The 21,990-nt window shown below is 61.7% G+C and carries 17 protein-coding genes and 1 pseudogene; 6 read left to right on the top strand and 12 right to left on the bottom strand.

Annotated elements, in window-relative coordinates:
• From IPM39_09010 to IPM39_09000, 3 genes are all read right to left on the bottom strand, one after another.
• The gene (locus IPM39_09010; protein ID MBK8986205.1) at positions 1-798 is read right to left on the bottom strand and encodes a metal ABC transporter ATP-binding protein; all 798 of its coding nucleotides are present in this window, start codon (positions 796-798) and stop codon (positions 1-3) included.
• A gap of 89 nt (positions 799-887) precedes the next feature.
• Positions 888-1,790, bottom strand: coding sequence for a zinc ABC transporter substrate-binding protein (locus IPM39_09005; protein ID MBK8986204.1), 903 nt, complete (start codon positions 1,788-1,790; stop codon positions 888-890).
• Positions 1,791-1,915: 125 nt separating this feature from the next.
• Entirely contained in the window at positions 1,916-2,179 is a 264-nt protein-coding gene (locus IPM39_09000; GenBank protein ID MBK8986203.1) for a hypothetical protein, read from the bottom strand.
• Between IPM39_09000 and IPM39_08995 the strand changes: the two genes are divergently transcribed.
• The 4 genes from IPM39_08995 to IPM39_08980 all read left to right on the top strand — a co-directional run bounded on the left by IPM39_08995 (position 2,178) and on the right by IPM39_08980 (position 7,375).
• Positions 2,178-2,441 carry a hypothetical protein gene (locus tag IPM39_08995; protein ID MBK8986202.1) on the top strand — a complete coding sequence of 88 codons (264 nt, stop codon included), beginning with the start codon at positions 2,178-2,180 and terminating at the stop codon, positions 2,439-2,441. The genes IPM39_09000 and IPM39_08995 overlap by 2 nt on opposite strands.
• Positions 2,442-2,476: 35 nt before the next feature.
• A complete protein-coding gene (locus tag IPM39_08990) occupies positions 2,477-3,157 on the top strand; it encodes a hypothetical protein (GenBank protein ID MBK8986201.1) in 681 nt (226 codons plus the stop codon).
• A 237-nt stretch (positions 3,158-3,394) separates the two neighbouring features.
• Entirely contained in the window at positions 3,395-6,664 is a 3,270-nt protein-coding gene (locus tag IPM39_08985; GenBank protein ID MBK8986200.1) for a tandem-95 repeat protein, read from the top strand.
• A 108-nt stretch (positions 6,665-6,772) separates the two neighbouring features.
• Complete coding sequence (locus tag IPM39_08980) at positions 6,773-7,375, top strand: hypothetical protein (GenBank protein ID MBK8986199.1); 603 nt, start codon at positions 6,773-6,775, stop codon at positions 7,373-7,375.
• On the opposite strand, the gene IPM39_08975 is transcribed toward IPM39_08980, so the two are convergent.
• The 5 genes and pseudogenes from IPM39_08975 to IPM39_08955 all read right to left on the bottom strand — a co-directional run bounded on the left by IPM39_08975 (position 7,368) and on the right by IPM39_08955 (position 11,667).
• Positions 7,368-8,513: a HAMP domain-containing protein gene (locus IPM39_08975; GenBank protein ID MBK8986198.1), complete on the bottom strand. Its 1,146-nt coding sequence runs from the start codon at positions 8,511-8,513 to the stop codon at positions 7,368-7,370. The genes IPM39_08980 and IPM39_08975 overlap by 8 nt on opposite strands.
• 24 nt (positions 8,514-8,537) lie before the next feature.
• A complete protein-coding gene (locus IPM39_08970; protein ID MBK8986197.1) occupies positions 8,538-9,212 on the bottom strand; it encodes a response regulator transcription factor in 675 nt (224 codons plus the stop codon).
• A gap of 83 nt (positions 9,213-9,295) precedes the next feature.
• Positions 9,296-10,474: a hypothetical protein gene (locus IPM39_08965; protein ID MBK8986196.1), complete on the bottom strand. Its 1,179-nt coding sequence runs from the start codon at positions 10,472-10,474 to the stop codon at positions 9,296-9,298.
• A 150-nt stretch (positions 10,475-10,624) separates the two neighbouring features.
• Positions 10,625-11,104, bottom strand: a pseudogene (locus IPM39_08960) (DUF411 domain-containing protein).
• Between the two features lie 32 nt (positions 11,105-11,136).
• Complete coding sequence (locus IPM39_08955) at positions 11,137-11,667, bottom strand: FixH family protein (GenBank protein ID MBK8986195.1); 531 nt, start codon at positions 11,665-11,667, stop codon at positions 11,137-11,139.
• 285 nt (positions 11,668-11,952) lie between these two features.
• Here IPM39_08955 and IPM39_08950 point away from each other — a divergent pair, with 285 nt between their 5' ends.
• Both IPM39_08950 and IPM39_08945 read left to right on the top strand, forming a co-directional pair.
• Positions 11,953-17,748, top strand: a complete 5,796-nt coding sequence (locus IPM39_08950) for a DNRLRE domain-containing protein (GenBank protein MBK8986194.1) — start codon at positions 11,953-11,955, stop codon at positions 17,746-17,748.
• A gap of 28 nt (positions 17,749-17,776) precedes the next feature.
• Positions 17,777-17,962 carry a hypothetical protein gene (locus tag IPM39_08945; protein ID MBK8986193.1) on the top strand — a complete coding sequence of 62 codons (186 nt, stop codon included), beginning with the start codon at positions 17,777-17,779 and terminating at the stop codon, positions 17,960-17,962.
• Between the two features lie 105 nt (positions 17,963-18,067).
• Here IPM39_08945 and IPM39_08940 read toward each other — a convergent pair whose 3' ends face one another.
• From IPM39_08940 to IPM39_08925, 4 genes are all read right to left on the bottom strand, one after another.
• A complete protein-coding gene (locus tag IPM39_08940; protein MBK8986192.1) occupies positions 18,068-18,430 on the bottom strand; it encodes a hypothetical protein in 363 nt (120 codons plus the stop codon).
• 12 nt (positions 18,431-18,442) lie between these two features.
• Entirely contained in the window at positions 18,443-18,727 is a 285-nt protein-coding gene (locus IPM39_08935) for a hypothetical protein (GenBank protein MBK8986191.1), read from the bottom strand.
• A gap of 83 nt (positions 18,728-18,810) precedes the next feature.
• Positions 18,811-19,575: a dienelactone hydrolase family protein gene (locus tag IPM39_08930; protein MBK8986190.1), complete on the bottom strand. Its 765-nt coding sequence runs from the start codon at positions 19,573-19,575 to the stop codon at positions 18,811-18,813.
• A 232-nt stretch (positions 19,576-19,807) separates the two neighbouring features.
• A complete protein-coding gene (locus IPM39_08925; protein MBK8986189.1) occupies positions 19,808-21,916 on the bottom strand; it encodes an AAA family ATPase in 2,109 nt (702 codons plus the stop codon).
• Positions 21,917-21,990: the final 74 nt, after the last annotated feature.

The raw sequence follows: 21,990 nt of genomic DNA, 5'->3' as shown, positions 1-21,990 counted from the left end.
TTACTCTACGGGGGTCAGAATCGGGCTGATTGGTGCGGAGACAAAACGGCCGTTTTCCCCCTTCCCCAGCGGCAAAAAAGCCATGCGGCCGCCATAGGTCCGGCGCAAATTCTCTTCGGTAAAAACCTGTGCCACCGGTCCGCTGGCGATGCGCCGCACGTTGAGCAGCGTCACCCAATCAAAGTATTCCGCCACCGTCTGCAAATCGTGGTGGACGACGACCACCGTTTTGCCCGCTTCGCGCAGTTCCTTGAGCAGGGCGACGATGGCGCGCTCCGTGATCGCGTCTACCCCCTGAAAGGGTTCGTCCATAAAGTATACCTGGGCGTCTTGCACCAGGGCGCGCGCCAGGAAGACACGCTGCTGCTGCCCGCCGGACAACTGGCTGATTTGTCGCCCGGCGAAGTCGGCCATGCCAACGCGCTCCAGGGCGGCCAGAGCAGCCTCTTTTTCGGTGCGGCCAGGGCGGCGGAACCAGCCGAGGCTGCCGTAACGCCCCATCATCACCACGTCGAGGACGCTGGTGGGAAAGTCCCAATCCACGCTGCCCCGCTGCGGCACGTAGCCGACGAGATGGCGCTGCTGTTGGTAGGAACGGCCGTAAATCTGCACCCGGCCGGCGGCCGGTTTGAGCAATCCCAAAATCGCCTTAATCAGCGTGCTTTTGCCCGCCCCATTCGGCCCGACAATGGCCAACAGCGTCCCTTCCGGCACATGCAAATCCACGTCCCACAAAACCGGCTTTTCGTTATAGGCCAGGGTCAAATCTTCAACTTCAATGGCGTAGGGTTGTTTCATTAGTTTCTCCAGAAGGTGACTGGGAGCTGGTATCTGGTGGGTGTTAAACTTCTCTAACCAGCAACCAGCAGCCAGCGTCCAGCGTCCAGTTACCGGCTTAACGCCTCCACAATCGTGTCTATGTTGTGCCGGACCATGCCTACATAGCTGCCTTCCGGTGTCTCCTGGTCGCCCAGGGCGTCGGAGAAGAGTTCGCCGCCGATGGCTACCTGGAAGCCCTGGGCGGTGACGGCCGCCTGTACCGCTTCAACGGTGCGCACCGGCACGGATGACTCAATAAAGATGGCCGGTATTTGGTTGGCAGCAATGAAATCGGCCAATGATTGCACGTCGGCGGCGCTGGCTTCGGCTTCGGTGCTGATGCCTTGCAGCCCCATCACCTCGAAACCGTAAGCCCGGCCAAAATAGCCAAAAGCATCGTGGGCAGTGATCAGGACGCGCTGCGCCGGGGGGATGCGTGCTGCCTGATCCTGCACATATTGCTCCAGTTCGGCCAGTTCGCTCAGGTAAGCGGCGGCATTGGCCTCATACAGCGCGGCGTGATCGGGATCGGCGGTGATGAGCGCGTCGCGCACCGCCGCGACGACGATTTGCCACAACTTTACGTCGAACCAGACGTGGGGATCGTAGGCGTCGGCATATTCCTGGGAGAGCAGCCGCTGTGTCTCTGGAACCGCCTCGGCCACCGCAACAGCCGGTTTTCCCCGGCCGATTTGCTCCAACACATTGCTCATCCGTGCCTCCAGAAAGAGGCCGTTGTAGAGAATCAGGTCAGCGTCGCTCAGGCGGCGCACGTCGCCTTCGCTGGCGACGTAGAGATGGGGGTCGAGGCCCGGCCCCATCAGAGAAGTAACACGCACCCGCTCGCCGCCGATGATTTTGGCGGCATCGCCGATATGGCCGGTGGTGGTGACGACGTTGAGACGGCCGTCGGCAACGGCCGTTTCCCCGCCTCCGCCACACGCCGCCAATAGCAGCAGCACAGTTATCATGAGAAAAATAGAAATCAGTTGTTTCACAGCGGAAACTCCATAAATAAATAATTTAGATTCATCTAAATTATATATTTATCAATTCTAATGTCAAGCAGGTGCGCTGGCTTCTCATTTTGAGTCCGCTACAGCAGTGCCTGCCGCAGCCGCCAGGCCAGGTTGGCGTTGCTGGACTCGTCGTCGCTATCGGTGTTGTCGGCAATATCCACCAGGCTATAGTCGCGGGCGACCAGTGATTTCCAGCCGCCGTTCAACCCGCGTTCGGCCAGTTCTACGTCCATCACCCGCCGGGCGTCTTCGCCAACGGCCGTTCCCCCACACAATTCAGTCGCCATCGCCACACCTCCATCGGCCACAAAAAAGGCGAGGACACGGCCGTTACCGTCCATGTCCTCGCCTGACGTCCCAAGGCTTTCGCCCCATCCGGCGCCCACCCCCTGGCGTGGGCCGCCCGCAGCGACTGGTCAGATGGCGGGGGCGGTGGGCAAAACGGCCGTTTTCGCGGTACACTACCGTCGTTCAGAAACGCCCGTTCAAGCGACGCCTTACCCGATCAAGGTCGCCAAACACCCCGACAGCCGCCAGCCCCTCGCCGTTTCCCCGGACACGCCGGAGCGGGCTATCTGCCCCCACTGCGATGGCTGGCTGTAGCTACAATAGACTGCGAACGAAGGAGCTTACTGCCGATGAAGTTTCTTGTTAACAACTGTCTGCTGACCAATGCCCGTACCGCTCTTAGTCAACGCCACAATCTGTACTGGCTCTTAGGTGGGGCAGGAGCGGGCAAGACCACAGTTTGCCACCTGCTGGCCGAACAGACAGGTCTGCCCATCTACGATATGGACGCCCATATTTACGGCAGCTATCACGACCGTTTCACGGCCAACCACCCTGTCAACGGCGCCTGGACCGCCGCACCCAATGGTCTGGCCTGGTTGTTGCAAATGTCCTGGGAGACGTTTAATCAGTTCAACCAGGCGGCGCTGCCGGAATACCTGGATTTGTTGGTCGCCGACCTGGAGGGGCCGGAATATGCGCGAGGTGTCCTGATTGACGGCGGCATTTGCAACCCGGCCTTGCTGGCCCAGGTCATCCCGCCAACGCAACTTGCCTGCCTGGCCGCGCCAGAACAATCTAGCGCCCAGGTCTGGGAAGCAGGCGGTGAGCGGGGTGAGATGAAGTTGTTTATTGACCAACTGCCACATCCAGAAGAATTGTGGCGCAAATTTCTGGAATTTGACATGCGCATCACCGAGACGCTCTGGCAGGAAAGTCGGGCCTGCGGCATTCCTGTCTGTATCCGCAGCCGCGAAGACTCGACAAAAGCCTTCGCCTACTGCGTCGGCCAGACGTTGGGTATCATGTGAGTTTTGCTGCTGTCACCGGTACAATACAGTCACAAACAGGAGATGACCCATAACCCGCGAAAAAAGTGCGCCCCCGTCGCGTCTTATGGACAGTTGAAGCTGGCGGAAACGGCCGTTGCTCTGCCGATTTCGGCGCTTCTCTGCTAAACTAGATTAGGCAGTTCCTCTTTTCATGGCTGCCCTCATAACGGATCACGTGGCGCGGTCAACCGCCAGCGCCCCCAACAAAGGAATCCCATGCGCCAATCCGCTTCTTTCCTGCTTATTGCCCTTACCCTCTGCACCCTCAGCCTCGTGTTCAGCGCCACATTTCAGGCTACGGCCATGCCCAACGCCCCCACTCTGGAGTGGGATGCCGCCTTTGGCGGTCTCGACGCCGATTTTGCCAATGATGTACAGCCCACCAGCGATGGCGGCTATATTGTCGTTGGCGTCGGCAGCCAGGGCAATAATCAAAATATGTATGTCGTCAAAACTGACAGTCTGGGGCAGCTTCTCTGGCAGCATAGCTTCAGCCTGGGCAATCACGCCGAGCGCGCCTACAGCGTCTTGGAAACGCAAGATGGCGGTTACCTGGTGCTTGGCAGCGCCTATCTGCCAGCCGCCGCCGCCTTCCGCCCCTGGCTGGTGCGCTTAAACAGCGAGGGCAGTCTGCTCTGGTCTACGGAAAACGGGTTGACAACGGCCGTCACCGTGCGGTCTGGTATTGTGCGCGGCCTGGAACTGGCCGACGGCCGTTTTCTCATCGCCGGCGCCAGCAACAGCTTCAGCAACGTCCAGGAGCCGTGGATCATGACCGTCACCCCCACCGGAGACCTGGAAAGCCTTACCCTTTATGACCCTCTTGCCTTCGGTTACGGCACGGGCACTTACTTTGAGGACCTGATCCCCACTGCCGACGGCGGCTTTGCCCTGGTCGGCGCCTCTTCTCCCCCGGCGACGGGGGAAGCGTTCCTGTGGAAGTTCGACGCCGCCGCGCAGCCGGAGTGGAGCCGCCTGTATGGCGTCAGCGAACCCTATTACTTGCGCGCTGCTTTTGGCGTCACGGCGCAGAGTGATGGCGGATACCTGCTGGCTGGCTGTGAATTGCCCAACTGCAACCACGCCGTGCTGCTAAAAACAGACGCACAAGGGGATGTCGTCTGGACACGCCAATACCTCACAACCGATTACAGCCAGGCGCGCGCCGTCTTGGAACGCGACGATGGCTCGCTGCTGCTGCTGCGCGTGCGCTACGCCGCCGCTGGCTCCACCAGCTACCGCAGCGAACTACTGGAGCTAGACGCCGACGGCGCGCTGCTGGGCGTGACCCCCATCCCCGGCGGCGCCTTCAGCACGTCCCTCACGCGCCTGCGCCCCACGCTGAATGGCGCTGGCTTTGTCGCTGCCGGCAATAAATCGGAGACGAATGGCTATGCCCTGGACCTGTATCTGATTAAAGGATCATTCGCCGCCGGTGGCAACACGCCGCCAACGGCCGTTGCCGATGCCTTTACCACCTCTGAGAGCAGCCCGCTCATCCTGCCCGCACCCGGCGTGTTGGGTAACGACAGCGACGCCGACGGGGATGAATTGACGGCCGTTCTCATCGCCCCACCCGCGCAAGGAGAGCTAGAGCTATGGCCCGACGGCAGCTTCAGCTACACCCCCACCCTGGGTTTTGCTGGGCAGGCGGTCTTCCTCTATCGCGCCGCCGATGGCAGCGCCGTGAGCGCCACGACTCCGGTCACCATCACCGTGCAAGAGGCGCTCAACAATGTGCCCAATCCACAACCCGACAACTACGAAACTCCCTTTGCCACGCCGCTGGTTGTTACCGCCCCCGGTGTGTTGGGCAACGATAGTGACCCTGATGGGGATGCGCTGACGGCCGTTCTCATCACGCCACCCGCGCAAGGGGAGCTAGAACTGTGGCTCGATGGCAGCTTCAATTACACGCCCACCCTCGGCTTTTTTGGCGACGACTTCTTCGCCTATGCCGCCGCAGATGGCACGGCCGTTAGTGCGCCCGTGACCGTCACCCTGCGCACTGGCCCGCCCGCCGGTTATGCCCTGGCCTGGGAAGCGACCTTTGGCGACGCGGATGCGGACCTGGCCTATGACGTCTGGCCCACCAGCGATGGCGGCTTTCTCGCCACCGGCGTTGGCAGCGCTGGCAACCTGCAAAGTCTGTATGTGGTCAAAACCGATGCGCTGGGTCAGCTTCTCTGGCAGCAAATCTTTAGCCTCAGCAATTACCGCGAAGCCGGATTTAGCGCCATGGAAGCGCCCGATGGGGGTTATGTGATCATTGGCAGCGCCTACCTGCAAAGCGCCGTTGCCATCCGTCCCTGGCTGCTTAAGCTAGACGCCACAGGCAACCTGCTCTGGTCTACCGAAAATGGTTTAACGCAAACGCTCGATGTGGATTCGGCCGTCGTGCGTGGTCTGGCGCTGCCCAATGGCAACATTGTGGTTGTGGGGGGCAGCAATACCTTCAGCAGTGTGCAAGATCCCTGGCTGGCGCTGGTTACGCCGCAAGGGGAGGTGTTCAGCTTCACGCCGCTGCCGCCCCTAGTCACCGATTATGGCGCGGGCACGTTCATTGAAGCCATTGCGCCTGCGGCCGATGGTGGCTTTGTGCTGGCGGGCACGGCCTCACCTCCGCTGTTGGGATATGCCTTTTTGTGGAAATTCAGCGCCACGGCCGAGCCGCAATGGGCGCAACTTTATGGCGCGGCTGGCTTTCGCGTGGCGCATGGCGTACAGCAAACGGCCGATGGCGGCTACATCCTCACCGGCTGCGAACTGCCCAACTGCACGCGGACGATGGTGGTCAAGACCGATGCGCAGGGACAACCTGCCTGGGTGCGAAGCTATGCCGGGGAGGGCAACACGCGCGGCACAGACGTTGTGCCCCGGCCAGACGGTGGGTATTTGCTGGTACAACTGCGCCAGACGGCCGTTGGCGCAATAGATGTGGCCAGCGACCTGTTGGAACTGGATGAGGCGGGTAATGTGTTAACAGCGGCCCAATTGGGCAGCGCGGCGTATGCCACGCAGGTGGCGCGCCTGCGTCTGTCTGGGGGCGGCGATGGTTTTGTCCTGGCCGGATATCGCCGCGAAACGGCTACTGCTGCGCCGCAACTCTATCTGGCACGCGGCCTGTTTGTGGCGCTGCCGCCGCTGCCGCCGCAAGCGATGCCGGACAGCTTCGCCGCGCTCACCGACATCCCCCTGACCGGCCACAATGTGCTGTGGAATGACCACGACGCCAACGGGGATACGCTGACGGCCGTGCTGGTGAGTGACGCAGCGCATGGCGCGCTCCAGCTTTGGCCCGATGGTACATTTAGCTACCGTGCGCCCGCCGCTTTTGTGGGCGTAGATACGTTTAGCTACCGCGCCAGCGATGGCCTCCACATGAGCGCGCCGGTACTGGTGACATTGGGGGTAACGGCCGTTGCCGACCCGCCGCCCACTTATTCCCTTTATCTACCTTTTCTCAGCGCCATACCTGGCGAGTGACCAACTACCCAACCTGCAATAGAAAGACGCACCGGACTGCCCATTGCCCTGGAAGGCTTTTATAAATGGATTGCCTTTCTCCCCTCAAAAATGGATGTGCGGATTCCAGTGCCCAACCGGTACTTCGGGGCCTTTGAGGATGGCGCCCTGAAAGTGCGGGGCATCGAAATGCGGCGGCACGATACCCCGCGTTTTATAGCCGATATGCAGCAATATGTTTTGGAGCAACTGGCAGGCGCCGCCGATATGGATACCTGTTTAGCGCAGGTGATTGCCTCTATTCGCGGCCGTTTGGCTGCTTTGCGCGCTCGCCAAATTGACCCCTCAACCCTGCTGGTCTCACAGATATTGAGCCGCCCGCTGGAGGAATACGCTGTCTCATCGCCGACAGCAAGCGCTGCTAAACAATTGCATGAAGCGGGTAAATTGAGGTTTCCCGGTCAGCGGATTCAATTTATATGGACAATAGGGGAGCCGGGCGTGTTTGCCTGGGATTTGCCGGAACGCCTGGATCCCGCGCGGATTGACGCCGCCCGTTACACAGAACTGTCTCTGCGCGCCATGTCCACCATTTTGCAGCCCTGGGGCATCCAGCAGGAATGGCTGGCTGAAAGTGTTTTGCATGATTGGCATCAGGCGTGTTTGCCCGACTGCCTGGGTCCAGAAGGAAAGCTTATCATGGCCGCACAGGGAAAAGACGCCCTCACCTGATGGGCAGCGTAAAGGTAAACCGGCTGCCCTGCCCCACCCCGTCACTTTCCACCCAGATACGTCCCCCATGCGCTTCTACCAGATGGCGGGCAATCGTCAGGCCGATGCCGCTGCCGCCACTGGCCCGCGCCCGCGATTTGTCTACGCGGTAGAAGCGGGTGAACAGGTGGGGCAGATGTTCGGCGGGGATGCCTTCCCCCGTGTCGGCGATGGTGATGCAGACGTTGGGCTGTTGGCGAACGGCCGTTACCACCACTTCTCCCAGCGCCGGCGTATATTGCAGCGCATTGCCGATCAGGTTAATCAATACCTGAGCGATCCGGTCGCTGTCCGCCTCGACCATGAGCAAGCCGGGCGGGAGCTGCACGCGCAGACGTACCCCTTTGTCGTCAAACTGGCGGTGCAGACCGACACCTACGTCGGTGATCAGTGCGCCCAGGTCCAACGGACGGCGATGCAAATCGTAGCTGCCAGCCTCTACCCGGCTCAGTTCCTGCAAATCGGCCACCAACCGCTGCAAACGAGCGGCTTCTTGCTGGATTTGCTGGAAAGTGGCGGCGTCCGGGGGCAGCACCCCATCTATCAGCCCTTCCATCGAGCCTTTAATGACGGTCAGCGGCGTACTCAACTCGTGGCTGACGTCGCCGATGAGTTGGCGGCGCAGGGTGTCGGACTCGGCCAACTGCCCGGCCATCTGGTTGAAGCTGTGGGCCAACTGCCCCATCTCGTCCAGGTCGGCCAGGGGACGGTCGGGCAGCGGCACGGTACGGCTGTAATCGCCCTGAGCGATGTCGCGGCTGGCTTCCATGATCTGGCGCACGGGGCGCACAATGCGGCGGCTCATCAGGGCGCTGAAGGCCAGGGCGACGAGGCTGGCGGCTGTCAGGGCGATGAGGGTGGCTTCGGTAACGGCCGTTCTAAAGTTAATCACCAGATCGTCTGCCAGATGCCCATCGCCCACCATCTCATGGCTGCCGTTGGACAAAAGGGCCATCTCCATCGCTGCCAGGTGGCGCGTGAAAGCACGCGGCAGCGTAAACTCCATCGCCGCTATCAACACAGCCGCGCCCAGCAGCACCACTGCCAGATACGAGAAAAACAATTTCCAGCCCAAACGACGACGTAACGGATTGATCATGTTAGATATAGTCCGGCCTTCGGGTTATGGCTCAAAACGATACCCGACGCCGCGCACCGTGACAATGGCGTGATGCGGCCCTAACTTTTGGCGCACATGCCCCAGGTGAACGTCTACCACACGGATTTCGCCGAAGAAATTTTGCCCCCATACTTTTTCCAAAAGCTGTTCCCGGCTGATGACCAGACCGCGATGTTCGGCCAAGACTTTGAGCAGGTCGAATTCGGTGCCGGTCAGCTCAACTTCTTGCCCATCAGCCCAGACGCGGCGGGCGGCGATGTCCAGGCGCAGGTGTGCAAACTGCATTACCTGGCTTTCCGGGACGCCGCCGCCGCTTTGCAAACGGCGCAGGGCGGCCTTGATGCGGGCCACCAATTCACGCGGGCTGAATGGCTTTGTCAGGTAATCATCCGCGCCAACAGCCAGCCCCACCAGCTTATCGGTCTCCTCGTTTTTAGCCGTAAGCAGGATAACGTACACATCGGATTCGCGGCGCAGTTGGGCCAGCAGTTCCAGCCCATCCATGCCGGGCAGCATGATGTCCAGCACCACCAGGTCAGGCTGGAAGCTGCGAAAGAGGGGGAGGGCAGAACGGCCGTTCACGGCCGTTTCCACCTCATACCCCTCTGGCCGCAAATAAGCCGTCACCAGATTGAGAATGCTTTGTTCATCGTCAACAATCAATATTTTTGCGGACATCATCCCTCGGAAGCTAGAGTATAGAGCAAGAGCTAGAGGCAGCGATTATATCAGCCTCTAGCTCTTGCTCTGTACTCTCGCTCTTACTCATTCAACGTCCGCAAAAAGGCCAGCAGTTGGTTTAATTCGGTGGCGGTAAGGGCGAGGGGTTCCAGTTCGCTGTGACCGGCGGGGGCGGCGGGCGCGGCGTTGTAGTGCGCCAGCGTTTCTTCCAGGGTGGCAAACTGACCGGCGTGCATGTAGGGCGCCCGTTGGGCTGCGCCGCGCAGACTGGGCGGTTTGTAGGCGCGCATTAACTGCTCCCCTTCACTGAGCATAAAGCGCAGTTCGGCGCACTGCTCCGGCGCGGCGTCGCTGTAGGGGCTGAGGCAGTTGAACTCGTCGGCCAACACCTGCACGGCGCCGGCGGCGCGGCCTGTGTCTTCCGGCAGATTGGGGATGGCAGGAACGGCCGTGTTGTGAAAATCATTGTCGGTCAGCAAAGGGCCGTTGTGGCAGCGGATGCAGTTGGCTTCGCCCATGAACAGGCGCAGTCCAGCCGCTTCGTCATCCGTGAAGGCGGCGTTCATTGCCCGTGTATCTCCGGCCAACACCGCCGCCACATAGGCGTCAAAGCGGGTGGGGGCGGGCAGCAACGTGCGCTCGTAGGCGGCAATGGCTTTGCCCACGTTGACAAAGATGCGGGTGATGGTCTCCTGGTCGGCGGAGGACAACGCTTCCCAGGCGGCGCGGGCAGACGGTTCGTCCACCGGGCCGGCAGCAGTGGGCAGGCCGCTTAGATTGGGCAGCGGGCCAAACAGCGCTTCATATTCGGCGCGGTAATGGGCGGCGATGAGGTGGGCGTATTGCGCCCGCGTGCCGCCATGCTCCACCGGATTTTCCAGCGGACCCAGCGCCTGCGCCCACTGGCTGTCTTTACGGCCGTCCCAAAACAGCCACGGGCTGTAGGCGGTTCCAGCGATGGGCATGGTGCGCCGGTTGGCTGTGCCCACGCCCTGCGCCAGCGGCAGCCCATCCTGAAAACCCAACTGCGGCAGGTGACACTCGCCGCAAGAGACTTGCCCATTACTGCTGAAACGCACATCAAAAAACAGGCTTTCGCCCAGAGCGGCGGCGGCCGGATTGTCGGCGAATTGGTTGGAGGGATCGGCGGGCAGCGGCGGCAGGCTGCCGAGCCACAGGGTGCGCAGCGTGGCGGTTTCGGCCTCTGTCCAGCGGTCAGCACGCGGCCAAAAAGCGTAGAGCGCCGCGCCTATACCCATCACGATAAGGATGGCAAGCAGAATAAGTGTTAATTTGGATCGGAGCATGAGGGTTTACCGGCAGTTACCAGGTCTGGCGTGGCAAAGATTGGACCAATCTCCAAGATTGGTCCAATCTAGAAAAGGGTATGTTGTTCTTACGACGATTGTTTACTGTCCATAACTGGCATATACCTCGGTATTGCCGTTTTGGTCGAAGGTGAACACATCATACGGCTGCACTTCACCGCCGGGAACTTCCATGCCGGGTGAACCAATCGGCATTCCGGGCACGGCCAGGCCCGCTACAGCGGGTCGTTCAGCCAGTAAGCGGTTTATTTCAGCGGCGGGAACATGTCCTTCTATCACGTAGCCATCGACGATGGCGGTGTGGCAGGAATAGAGTGTCTTTGGAACCTGGTGTTGTTCTTTAATGGTGTTGGCGTCTTGCACCGGAATTTCTTCTACATTAAAACCATTTTCCAACATGTACGCTATCCAATCGCCACAGCAGCCTCAGGTGGGTGGGTGGAAAACCTGTACCACCGGCCCATCCGGGTTGCTGACAGGTTGCGGTTGGTCAGCGGCGCAGGCGGCCAACAGCGGCGCTGCCAGCAGCAGAAAAGCGAATAAACGGAGCAATTGTTTCATATGTTTTTCCTTGTGGGTTATTCGAAAATAATTTATCCAGCCAAAGCGAGGTTGAAGGTGATGGCGTCGTTTTGGTCAGCGGCGGTGATGTCGAACTTGACTTCCCACCAGCCGCCCATCTGGAAGCGCAATCCTTCGACGCGATAACGGCCGTTTCCCAAATATTCCGTCACCTGCGGCTGCGTCGGTAGGCCGTGACCGTGTTGGGGCATACCGCCGTCTACCAGGATGATGGCGTCTGCCACCGGCTGTCCGTCGGGCGTGGTCACCAGCAGCGTCCAACTGTGCATCTGGTTGATGGCGATGGGGTCGAGGTCGCTGCTGTAGGAGACGTTGAACAGGCCATTGTCGGTGAGGCGGTCGGCGGCGGTGTCCAGTTCGGCCGGCGCGGCGCTGTTCATCATGGCGGCCATGGCCGCTGGCCTGTTTTCAGGCATATTTCCGGCCATCAGGGGGTGCATAAAGCGCGGGCCGAGGGTGGGCATGAGGAAGATAAAGAGGATGAAGAGGAGAACGGCCGTTACGGCCGCGGTGACAAAGATGGTCAGAGCTGATTTTTTCATGCGGGCAGTATACGTCCTCTGTTTAAAGAAAAGGGCAAGCGTTTTTAAAGATTGTGTAAAGAATCGGAACTGAACTCTCGAAACAATTCCTGTGACCGCGCGGAGGAAGGCGGCAATACCGGGCCAAGACAAAGATCGGATTTGACGATTCTTTGACGACAACTTGTTAATCTAACCGCATACTTGCTGTTTACTGTCCGGTCAGGGAGCGCCGGTGTGTACGGCCATCCCCTTGACCTGCAACTTATCGCCGCCATCTGATGGTTGGCCCAGGAGGATGCCTGCATGAAACAAACCCGCTTTCTGCTCTGGTCTGCTGGTTTTTGCGCCTTTGTAGCGTTGGTTCTATGGAGTTTTTTTGTCACGCCTGCCAGCCAGGCGCAAACCATCGCGCCGCCGCCTGTTAACGAGACAACACCGGCAACGGCCGTTCCCCTCTCCCCCACCGCGCCCCAATTCCAAACCACCCTCTTCGCCACCGCCGATACCTACGTCTCTTCAGCCAATCCCAACACCAACTACGGCACGGCCGCCGACCTGCAAGTGAGTCTCAGCGGCGTTTTCCCCGCCAATGTCTTCAAACGCACCCTCGTCGCGTTTGACCTGAGCGAACTGCCGGAAAATGCCGTGATCCTCACTGCGACCCTGCGCCTCTATTCTGAGTTTAATATGGCGCAAACGGCCGTTCCCCACTCCCCCGCCGACTCCACCATCAACGTCTACGCCATAGACGCGCCCTGGAGTGAGACCACCGTCACCTACGGCAATCGTCCTGCAACCTCTTACCACGGGGACCCGCCTGCCAGCTACGTCCTCACCGGCTGGACCGAATGGGACGTGCGCAACACCGTCGCCGGCTGGGCGGCCGGCGACTATCCCAACTACGGTTTCTGGTTGACGACCGGCCTGCAAGAATCCGCCTACTGGCAGTCGCGCAACGCCGGCACGCTCAACATGCCCCGCCTGCAAATCACCTACACCACCGCAGGCTCGCCCCTCTGGGTTCCGGTGCAGGCCGACACCTGGGTCAACCAGGCTGCGCCATCCACCAACTACAACGGCGATACCACCGTGCGCGTCGGCCGCGTCAGCAGCACCGGCAGCCAGTCCCACACCCTGCTCAAGTTCAACCTCGCCGATCTGCCCGCCAACGTGCAGGTCACAGACGCCCGATTGGAGCTGTACTCGGAGCTGAATCTGGCCTCCGCGCCCGATGCGCCGCTGGCGCTCAGCGTCTACCCGGACGCGGTCCTGGCCGATTGGAACCCGGCGACCGTGACCTGGAACAACAAGCCAACGGCCGTTAACGTCGGCGACCCGCCCACCACGCCCATCTACAACAGTTGGAGCCAGTGGGACGTGACCAACATCGTGGATGGCTGGGCCAGCGGGCTGCGCCCCAACTATGGCCTGCTGCTGCGTCCCGGCGGCAGCGACGACCATATCCACTACTTCTACGCCCTGCCCGCCGTCAAATCGGCGCGGCTCATCGTCAGCTATGAGCCGATTTGCAACCCGCCCACCGGCGTCACCATCAGCGGCGTCACCCAGGGCAGCACGGGCGTGGCCTATACGTTTGACACGGCCGTTACCGGCGACCCCACCCTGCCCATCACCTACACCTGGAGCGCCACCGACCAGACGCCCAGCAGCGGGCCGGAAACGGCCGTCACCTACACCTGGAACAGCCCCGGCGCAAAAACCGTCGCCGTCACCGTCACCGGCTGTGGCGGCAGCGTCAGCGACAGCCACGCCGTCACCATCAGCACCCCGCCGCCGGCCTGCTCTACCCCCCTCACCGATTTAAGCCTGAGCGGGCCAACGCAGGGCATCACCGGCACGCTCTATACCTTCAACGCCGCCGCCAGTCCGGCCGGCGCTACCCTGCCCGTCACCTACACCTGGGCCGCCACCGGCCAGACGCCGCAAACCATCGTCGGTGGCCTCACCGCCGACAAGCAGTACACTTGGCCCGACGCGGGCAGCAAGGAGATTGTCGTCACCGCCGCAAACTGCGGCGCGGCCTTCCAGCGCACGCACACCATCGCCGTGCAGTCCCGCGCCGACCTGCCCGACCTGACGACCGGCAGCCTGTGGTACGACAGCGCCGCGCAGCGCGTGGGGTTGATTCTGGGCAACGTGGGCGGCTCGGCGGCCCCGGCCGGCCACGTCGTCAAGCTGTTCCGCAATAACGTGGAGGTGGGGCAGAGTGTGTACACGGGCCTTATCCCCGCCGGCGGCCTGCGCGATGCTTACGTGGACTATGCCTGGCAGTGCACCGGCACGACGGCGCAAATCAAAGTCTGCGCCGACGCCACCGGCCTGATTGACGAAGGCAGCGAAACCAACAACTGCCGCGAAGAAACCTGGGCCTGCGACCTCAACCCGCCGGCCTTCATCAGCGGCCCCACCGTAGACCAGATCACCGAACACACGGCGCGCATCACCTGGCAAAGCAGCGAAGCCACCACCGGCGAAGTTTACGTCAGCGGCCAGGGCTTTAGCTACGGCCCGCCCGTCCTCAGCAGCACGCCGGGTTTGTCCCATCAGGTCGTCGTCAGCGGCCTGCAAGCCGACCGCGATTACCGCTTCCAGGTGATTCTGGTGGATGGCGGGCAAAATCGCAGCAACAGCCCGGAGCAGTTCTTCCGCACCGCCACCCTGTGCAGCGACGCGCCGGTCGTCAGCTCCCTGACCATGACCAAATATCTGGACACCCCCTACGAGTTCTGGGCTTTGCGCGCCAGCGTCACCGATCCCGCCTGCATGGACCGCCTGAGCTTCTTCTGGGATGGGCAGGTGGTCGGCCGCGACTACAGCCCCGACGGCGACGTATTCGAGGTGTACCTGTCGCCCCACGCCTTGGGACTGACCCCGGCCCAATTCTTCGCCCAGAGCAAAGATCTGCGCGTCCAGGCGTACAGTTTGGGCGGTGCTGTAACGGTCCAGACGACGACTGTTGTTGTGCCCAACCGGCCCGCCCCGGCTACCGTCCACGGCCCGGCCGATGAACAGTTGGTCTACACTCCCGACCCCACCACGCCCGCCGACGCCCGCCTGCCGGTGACGGCTTATGGGGCGAAGTTTGCCTGGGGCTGCACGTCGCCTTACGTTCCGGTGGCTAATACGCCGCCCGGCGTGTCGCCGGTGCTGTGCAGCGAAGTGGTGTCGCCGGTGAACTCGCTCCGCTTTAAGCTGAATGGCGTGACGCAAAGCACGCAATCGCCCGCCGGCCTCATCACCACCTACGACCTGAACGTGGGCGGCCTGAGCCTGGGCGACCACACGCTGGAAGTGTGCGGCCTGGTGGGCAGCGGCAGCGATTGGCGCTGCGACCAACAGGTGCTGCACGTGGAACAGGGGTCGGCCAATCTGGTGGTTTCGCGCAGCGTGACCCGCGTGGGCAGCTATTTTCAGGTAGCCGTGCGCCTGCGCAACCAGGGCGTGATGGCGGCCTACATCGAAAACGTGTTCGACAACGCCACCGGTTTCCAGCACGCCAGTAAAGCCTTTAGCGGCGATTATGCGGCACGGCCGTATACCTACACCCCCACCACCCGCGCCAGTGTCATCAACCTGGAAGCCAGCGGCAGCCCGGTGCGCATTCTGCCCGGCCAGGAATACATCTTCCAATATATCATGTCGCCGCTGCTGTTTGAGAACAGCGCCAGCTACGCCATCGGCAGCCAGCCGATGCTGATTGTCTGGCGCAATGGCAGTCCCACTGCCACCGTGCAGCACAAAAGTCTGGTGCGCGTGAATCAGTTCGTCTACGATGGCGACGGCGGCCCGCTGACAGCCCTGACCGACATGGTGGCCGCTGCCTTCAGCGGCAGCGACTACGTACTGGTGACAAATCCCGCCCAACTGCTGTCCCTGTACGGAATCAATCAGGTTCCCGCCTTGCTGGGGCAGATGGCCCACCTGGCCTCGCTGAAAAACGGCGTCTTGGGCTACCTGGACAGCCAGAACAGCTTGCTGCTGGACCGGCTGGTAGACCCGCGCAAAGGGCTGCATTGGACCGCCAGCCTGCATCCCAACTTCGGCGTGAAAAACAAAGGCTACATGCTCATCGTCGGCGAGACGGAGATTGTGCCCTCCTTCTACGTGGGCGAGAGCCACTTCACCACCTACGCTGGCATCCCCGACCACGTGTACGAAAGCGACCTGCCTTATGCCAACACCGGCGGCAACACGGCGCGGCCGGAACTGGTGGTGGGGCGCATCATCGGCAACGATGCGGCGGCGCTGCAAACGCCGCTGAGCCTGATCATCAACGTCTACGAAGGCACGGGCGGGCGCACCTTTAACCGCTCCCACGCCCTGCTGGTCAGTGGCAGCGGCGATGGCGATGAGAGCCAATTTATACCGACGGTCAACATCATCCGAGACATTCTGCAAGGCGAAGGTTGGGCGGTGACGCGCTTCCACGCGGCGCAAAACCCTGGCGGTGATGAAACCGACTTCAACGTCTGGAAGCCGTGGGCCATCAACCAGGATGTGCTGCTGTTCCGCGACCACGGCAATACCGACAATTGGGGCGGGATGCTGACGTCGGGCAATGTCTCGTCGCTGAATCTGGCCCAGGGCAACAGCGCTCCCTTTGGCTTTGGCGTGGCCTGTCTGGCGGGCAACTACGAGCGAGACGGCGATTACAACCTGGCCGAAGCGTTCCTGGAATATGGCGGCGCGGCCTATATCGGCTCGACGGAGATTTCGGAGCGGAGTACCAACAGCTATGCGGCCAAGGCGTTTTTCCGCCGCTGGCCGGTGACGGATTCCATCGGCGTGGCCTTCAACAATACCAAGATCGCCGTTTGGGACACCGACAGCGGTTGGGAATCGTTTGACCACGAGAAGTTGTGGGCGTATGAGTACAACCTGTATGGCTGCCCCAAGTATGGGCAGACGAGCGGGAGTGTGCTGGCAGCTGTGACCCCCACTTCGGCCCCCGCCGCCCAACTGCCCCTCCAAATCCCCAACTTCACCGTGACGACGGTGGACGGTTACGACCAGGTGGAAATCCCTGGCGGCCTGCTGCGGCTGACGCCGGGCGGCTTCCAGACCCCGTACTGGAGTGCGCGGGTGGATTATCCGGCGGGGCAGCGGGTAACGGCCGTTCACCTCACTACCCTGGGCACGCCCACCGTCATCAGCGGGCTGAATCTGCCAGTGACCGCGCCGGGCATGGACTGTGAAGGCTGCCCTGTGCTGCCCGCGCCCGACCCGCTGGACACGGCCGGCTGGGTTCCCGACCTGGCGCAAAAGTTTGACTGGCAGGTGGAAGAAAACAGCGACGGCAGTTCGACGTTGTGGCTGGCAGTTTATCCCTTCTTCTACAACGTGGACACAACCGACGCCCTGTATTACCGGGACTTCCTCTTCACCGTGGACACGCTGGCCGCCGACGTGCAGATTGACGCCTGGCTGGCGGAAATTGACGCGGTGGGGGTGGGGGAAACGGCCGTGTTCAACCTCAGCCTGCACAACGACGGCGCGGCGCAGGACGTGGTGGTGGAAGCGGCAATCAAACCGCTCGTCATTGAGGAGAGCGTGGGAGGGCTGCCGCTGCGCCTGCTGAGCGACCTCAGCGGTCCGGCCAGCCTGGACCTGGCCTGGGACGCCGCCGGCGTCACGCCGGGCGTGTATCGCGCCGAAGTGCGGCTGCGTGACTTGCAGGGCAATCTGCTGGACAGCGAAACGACGGAGTTCCGCGTGGGCGTGCTGGCGGGTGAAGGGGTGGCGCTAACGGCCGTTCCCGACTTCTTCCAGCCCGGCGATGACATCATGCTGGCGTTTAGCTTCCGTAACAGTGGGGATGTGGCGTTGACGGGAACGGCCGTGATTCAGGTGCAAAGCGCCGACGGCCTGCTGGTAACGGACGAGTTCACTCATACCATCACGGCGCTGGCTCCAGGGGCAACCCTGAACCTGAGCGATATTTGGGATACAACGGCCGTCGCCGGTGGCAATTACCGCGTGGCGGCCTACGTGAAATATGGCGGCGGCGTTTCCGAGCCGCTCCAGGCGCAGATCAGTACGCAGCGGCGGGTGTATCTGCCTCTGATAGTGCGCCCCTAGCAGTCTGTCGGAGAACTCGCGTGGGATTTTGGAAAGCCGCACGCCTATTCCGGCTATCTTGCATAAAAGGCTGAGTATTGACTGGTCGGATAAGGAAAAACGCCCTCCCCTGCCTCGCGCCAGCGGTATGGCCGGGGGTAAACTGCACTGGTTGGATCGGTTGGAAGCTGGCGTGAAGGCCCACATCCAGGCGATGCAGGCAAAGCGAGATTAACTTGTTAGTCAGGCACGGCCGCCGCAGGTAGTGCTGGATGCGGCGCTGGCCGATTCGGAGGCAGTGCAGTTGGGTGCGGGCTTGAATAAAGCGTACGTGGCTGCCTTACGGTTGGGTTAGGGCCAATATGCCAACGTGTTGGAGCGGGCAAAGGTTTCGGCTGAAGATTATCTGGCCCATTTTCCTCCACAACAGCGTGGCGCGATTTTGCTGGGTGCATTGGCCAGTGTGTATAGGAAGGAGGATGGTGGGTCGGATACGGCCGTTTGGCTGGCGAGAGATAAGGAGCTGCCCGTCAGTGATTCGTTGGCACACCAGACGATCCTGGCCCTGCGGGCGATTGGACTGATAGGGCGTCACAATTTCCTTCCGCTCATTGTGCAAGATGCCCCGGTTACCCATGAACAAGCCCCGTTCCGATGTGGCAATCATCGTGCCAAAAGGCGTCACGCGATTTTGTCTAGGCATGGTCATGTACCGTTACAACGCCACCGCTACCTCATCCAGATGGCCGCCAGCTTCAGCCTGCGCCAGAACGGCAAGAATTGTCTCGGCCAGCGACCGGGCTGCGGCGGCACTCAGTTCCACTGAGACCCGGGCGCCCAAACCCTGCCCTTCGTTGACAAAATCAATGTTCAGAGCATGTTCCAGCGGCACGTGAAAGGGATGATCATAGGAAACGTTCGCCTGCCGAAGCGGGAACCAGCCCCCTGCCCCCTTACCGCTGCCGTCAATGGTCGCTTGCTGCACAATCATCGTACACATCATCACACTCCTGTTTGGTCCTGGGATTAGGCAATCCGCCGAAAGGTTTTGTCCCGGAAATGGCCCCCTTCCCCAGGTTTTGCTCAAGCCGGCGCACCCAGATGTTTTTCCAGAAAGGCAAAAATCTTTTGCCAGCCATCAACCGCCTGTTCCTGCCGGTAATTGGGCCGGTGGTAGTAGAAAAAGCCATGCCCGGCGTTGGGGTACATGTGAAACTCGTATGGCTTGCCATGTTTTTGCAGTTCCTGTTCGTGGAGGGCCACTTGCTCAGGTGTGGGATTGTGATCTTCAGCGCCAAAGAGGCCCAGCAGCGGGCAGGGCAAGTCGGCGGTGTAATCGAGAGGGGCAACAGGGCGTTTGGGCGACAGATCTTTCGGGGCCATGACCACATGCCCACCCCAACAGTCCACCACGGCCGTAAAACCGGGAATGCGGCAGGCGGCCAGGTATGCGTGGCGACCGCCGGAACAGGTGCCAAACACGCCGATTTTGCCGTTCAGGTAAGGCAGGGATTGTAAATAGGCCAGTGCGCCGGCCATATCGCCCACCGCCTGATCGTCGGCCACGCCGCCTTCGGCGCGCACTTTGACGGCGACGTCTTCCGGCGTGCCGTGCCCGGCACGGAAATATAGATTGGGTGAAAGAGCGGCGTAGCCGTGGTGGGCAAATTTGCGGGTGGCTTCCCGATACCACTCGTCCCAGCCGGGCATATGGTGGATAACAACCATGCCCGGAAAGGGGCCGGGGCCTAAAGGCCGGGCAAAATAGGCGTTGATAAGGTCCCCGTTCATTCCGGGAATCATGACGGTTTCGGCGAGCATGCCTTCGTACATATCTGTCTGGTACATAACTGCCTCCTCAAGCAATGGGGGACGATGGCCCTTCATCGTTTCTTTCCGGCCAGTTTACCACCATTTGACGTTGGGCGGTTGTCTCTGGAGATTGTTTCGTGCCTTGACGCCAGGCGGGTGTAATTGCCCGCTTCGGTCAAATTCAGGAAAAAGGAGACGCCGCAGTCGGTGGTGAAGTCAGAGTAGTCGAGGAAAGGATCTGTCTGCGGGCGCCACGTGATACCCACTCTCAGGCCAGCTCTTCCCAGACCGAGCGATACGCGCCGATGGCGTCAAAATAGTCCAGCAAACGGCCGTAAAACAAATCCCCACCAATCGTCGCGCTGTCGCCAACAACGATCAGCTTGCGCCGGGCGCGGGTGAGCGCCACATTCATGCGCCGCGTCTCGGCCAGAAAGCCCACCTGCCCTGCCCGATTCGACCGCACCAACGAGATGATAATCGCCTCCATCTCGCGCCCCTGAAAGCCATCTACCGTGCCAACACGAATGCTGTCGGGCAGCAGTTCGCGCAAACGCTGCACCTGCGCCGAATAAGGGGTGATGATGGCGATGCTGGCGGCGGGAACGTTGGCCGCCAAAAGCTGGCGCACCTTTTTGGCCGCCAACGCCGCCTCTTCCGGGTTGTGGCGGCTGTCGCTGTCGGCGGGCTGGCTGTCGTCGTAGCCGGCGCCGGCGGTGTCTATGAAGGTCACGGCCGTTGCCGTCAACTCATTGCGCTCCACCCCCGGCAAATCACACAGCAGATGATCTTGCACCGAAACGTCCGCTTGCAAAGCGCCATCGTAAAACACCGCCGAACTGAAAGCCATGATCTGCTGGTTCATGCGGTACTGCACGTCCAGGCGGCGGGCCAGGTGTGCGCCACCCTGCCGCATAAGTCGCTCCAGCAGGCTGACGCCAAAACCCTGCTCTTGGGCTGGCCGCGAGACAATCGTCGGCGGCAGTTGTTGATGATCGCCGGCCAGCACCAGCCGGTCGCTGCGCGTGACCGGAATCCAGGCCGCCGGTTCCGTGCTTTGCCCCGCTTCGTCAATGACGCACAGGTCGAACTGCCGTTGGCCTAAAATGGCGCTGTCTATGCCGGTGAGCGTGGACAAAATCACCGCCGCGCCGTCCAGCGCCTGCTCGATGGCGTGGGCTTCAAGCTGGCGCGCTTCGTCGAGCATCTGCGCGGCCTCCTCGCGCAAGGCTTGCTTTTCGCCGGGCGCGGGTCGGGCGCGGCGGAATTTGCCCGCCTGGTCGCGCAGGCCAAACGCCTGACGGCGCAGTTTTTGCGCCTGGCGGTAGCTCTCTTGCCGCTCGACCAGCGCGTCCAGGGTGTGCGCTTGCAGTTCAGGCAAGATGCGCGCCGGATGGCCCAATCGCGCCAGCGACACACCGGCGGCGGCCAACTGTTCGGCCAGATTGTCAACGGCCAGATTGCTGGGGGCGCAGGCCAGCACGCGGTCGCCGCGAGCAACGACCGTATGAATCAGCGCCGCCACCGTGGTTGTTTTGCCCGTGCCCGGCGGCCCGTGAATGATGGCGATGTCCTCGGCGGCCAGCGCATGGCGCACGGCGGCCTGTTGGGAAGGGTTAAGATGGCCGGTATAGGCGGCGGTGTTGGCGGGGATACGGCCGTTGGCGAAGGTGGCCGGTTGCTCGCCCAACAGGATGTCGCGCAGAACGGCCGTGCGGTTCCCCCGCGCCGTCTCCACCCGCGTCAGGGCGCGCTCCATCCGCTGCCGAGCAATCTCATCGTTCGCCAGGGCGATGCGAAACGATTTGGCCGCCGATTCCGGCGACTGGTTGAGGGCGATTTCGCAGTTTTTGCCGCTCAGTCGGCTGACAACGCCGCGCCACGATTGGGGCTGGCTCTCCCCTTCCTCGCTGAGCATGATGGGCGAGCCGGTGGACAGGCGGCTGAAAGGCAGCCGCGCCTGTTCGTTGCGCGGCGACAATTGCAGCAGGATGCGCCCACCCAACCCCACATCCTCGCTGCGGATGACCAGCCGGGTGAGGGTGTGTTCGGCCTGGGTCTGGGGGTCTGTCTGGAGCTGCTGCTGTTCCGCGTCGGCTTCCAGCGCCAGCCAGTGGCGCAGTTGGGCGAAGTGGGGCTGGCTTTGTCCATCCACTTGCTGCCAGGCGCGAATGTGGCGCGTTTCGAGGGAACGGCCGTCTAACAGGTGGGCCAGACGTGACGCACGGCCGTCGGCGATTTCGATGGTTGCCAGGCCACCACTAAGGGTGATTTTGCCGATGTGGTTTTCGTTCAGCCGGCCCACTTCGATGAGCAGCCGCACGATGCCGCCTTTGCCAACGGTGGGCGGCAGTCCATCAATGAAGAGAAGTTCCATGCCGGGAACTGTAGCGGAAAATGGGTGATGCTGCCAGAGGGAACGGCCGTTTCTCCCCTACCCCAACGCCAGCG

Origin of the sequence: Candidatus Leptovillus gracilis (assembly GCA_016716065.1) — a bacterium.
Lineage (GTDB): Bacteria > Chloroflexota > Anaerolineae > Promineifilales > Promineifilaceae > Leptovillus > Leptovillus gracilis.
The sequence above is the reverse complement of the archived record's forward strand: the minus strand, read 5'-3'. Positions and strand labels throughout refer to the sequence as shown.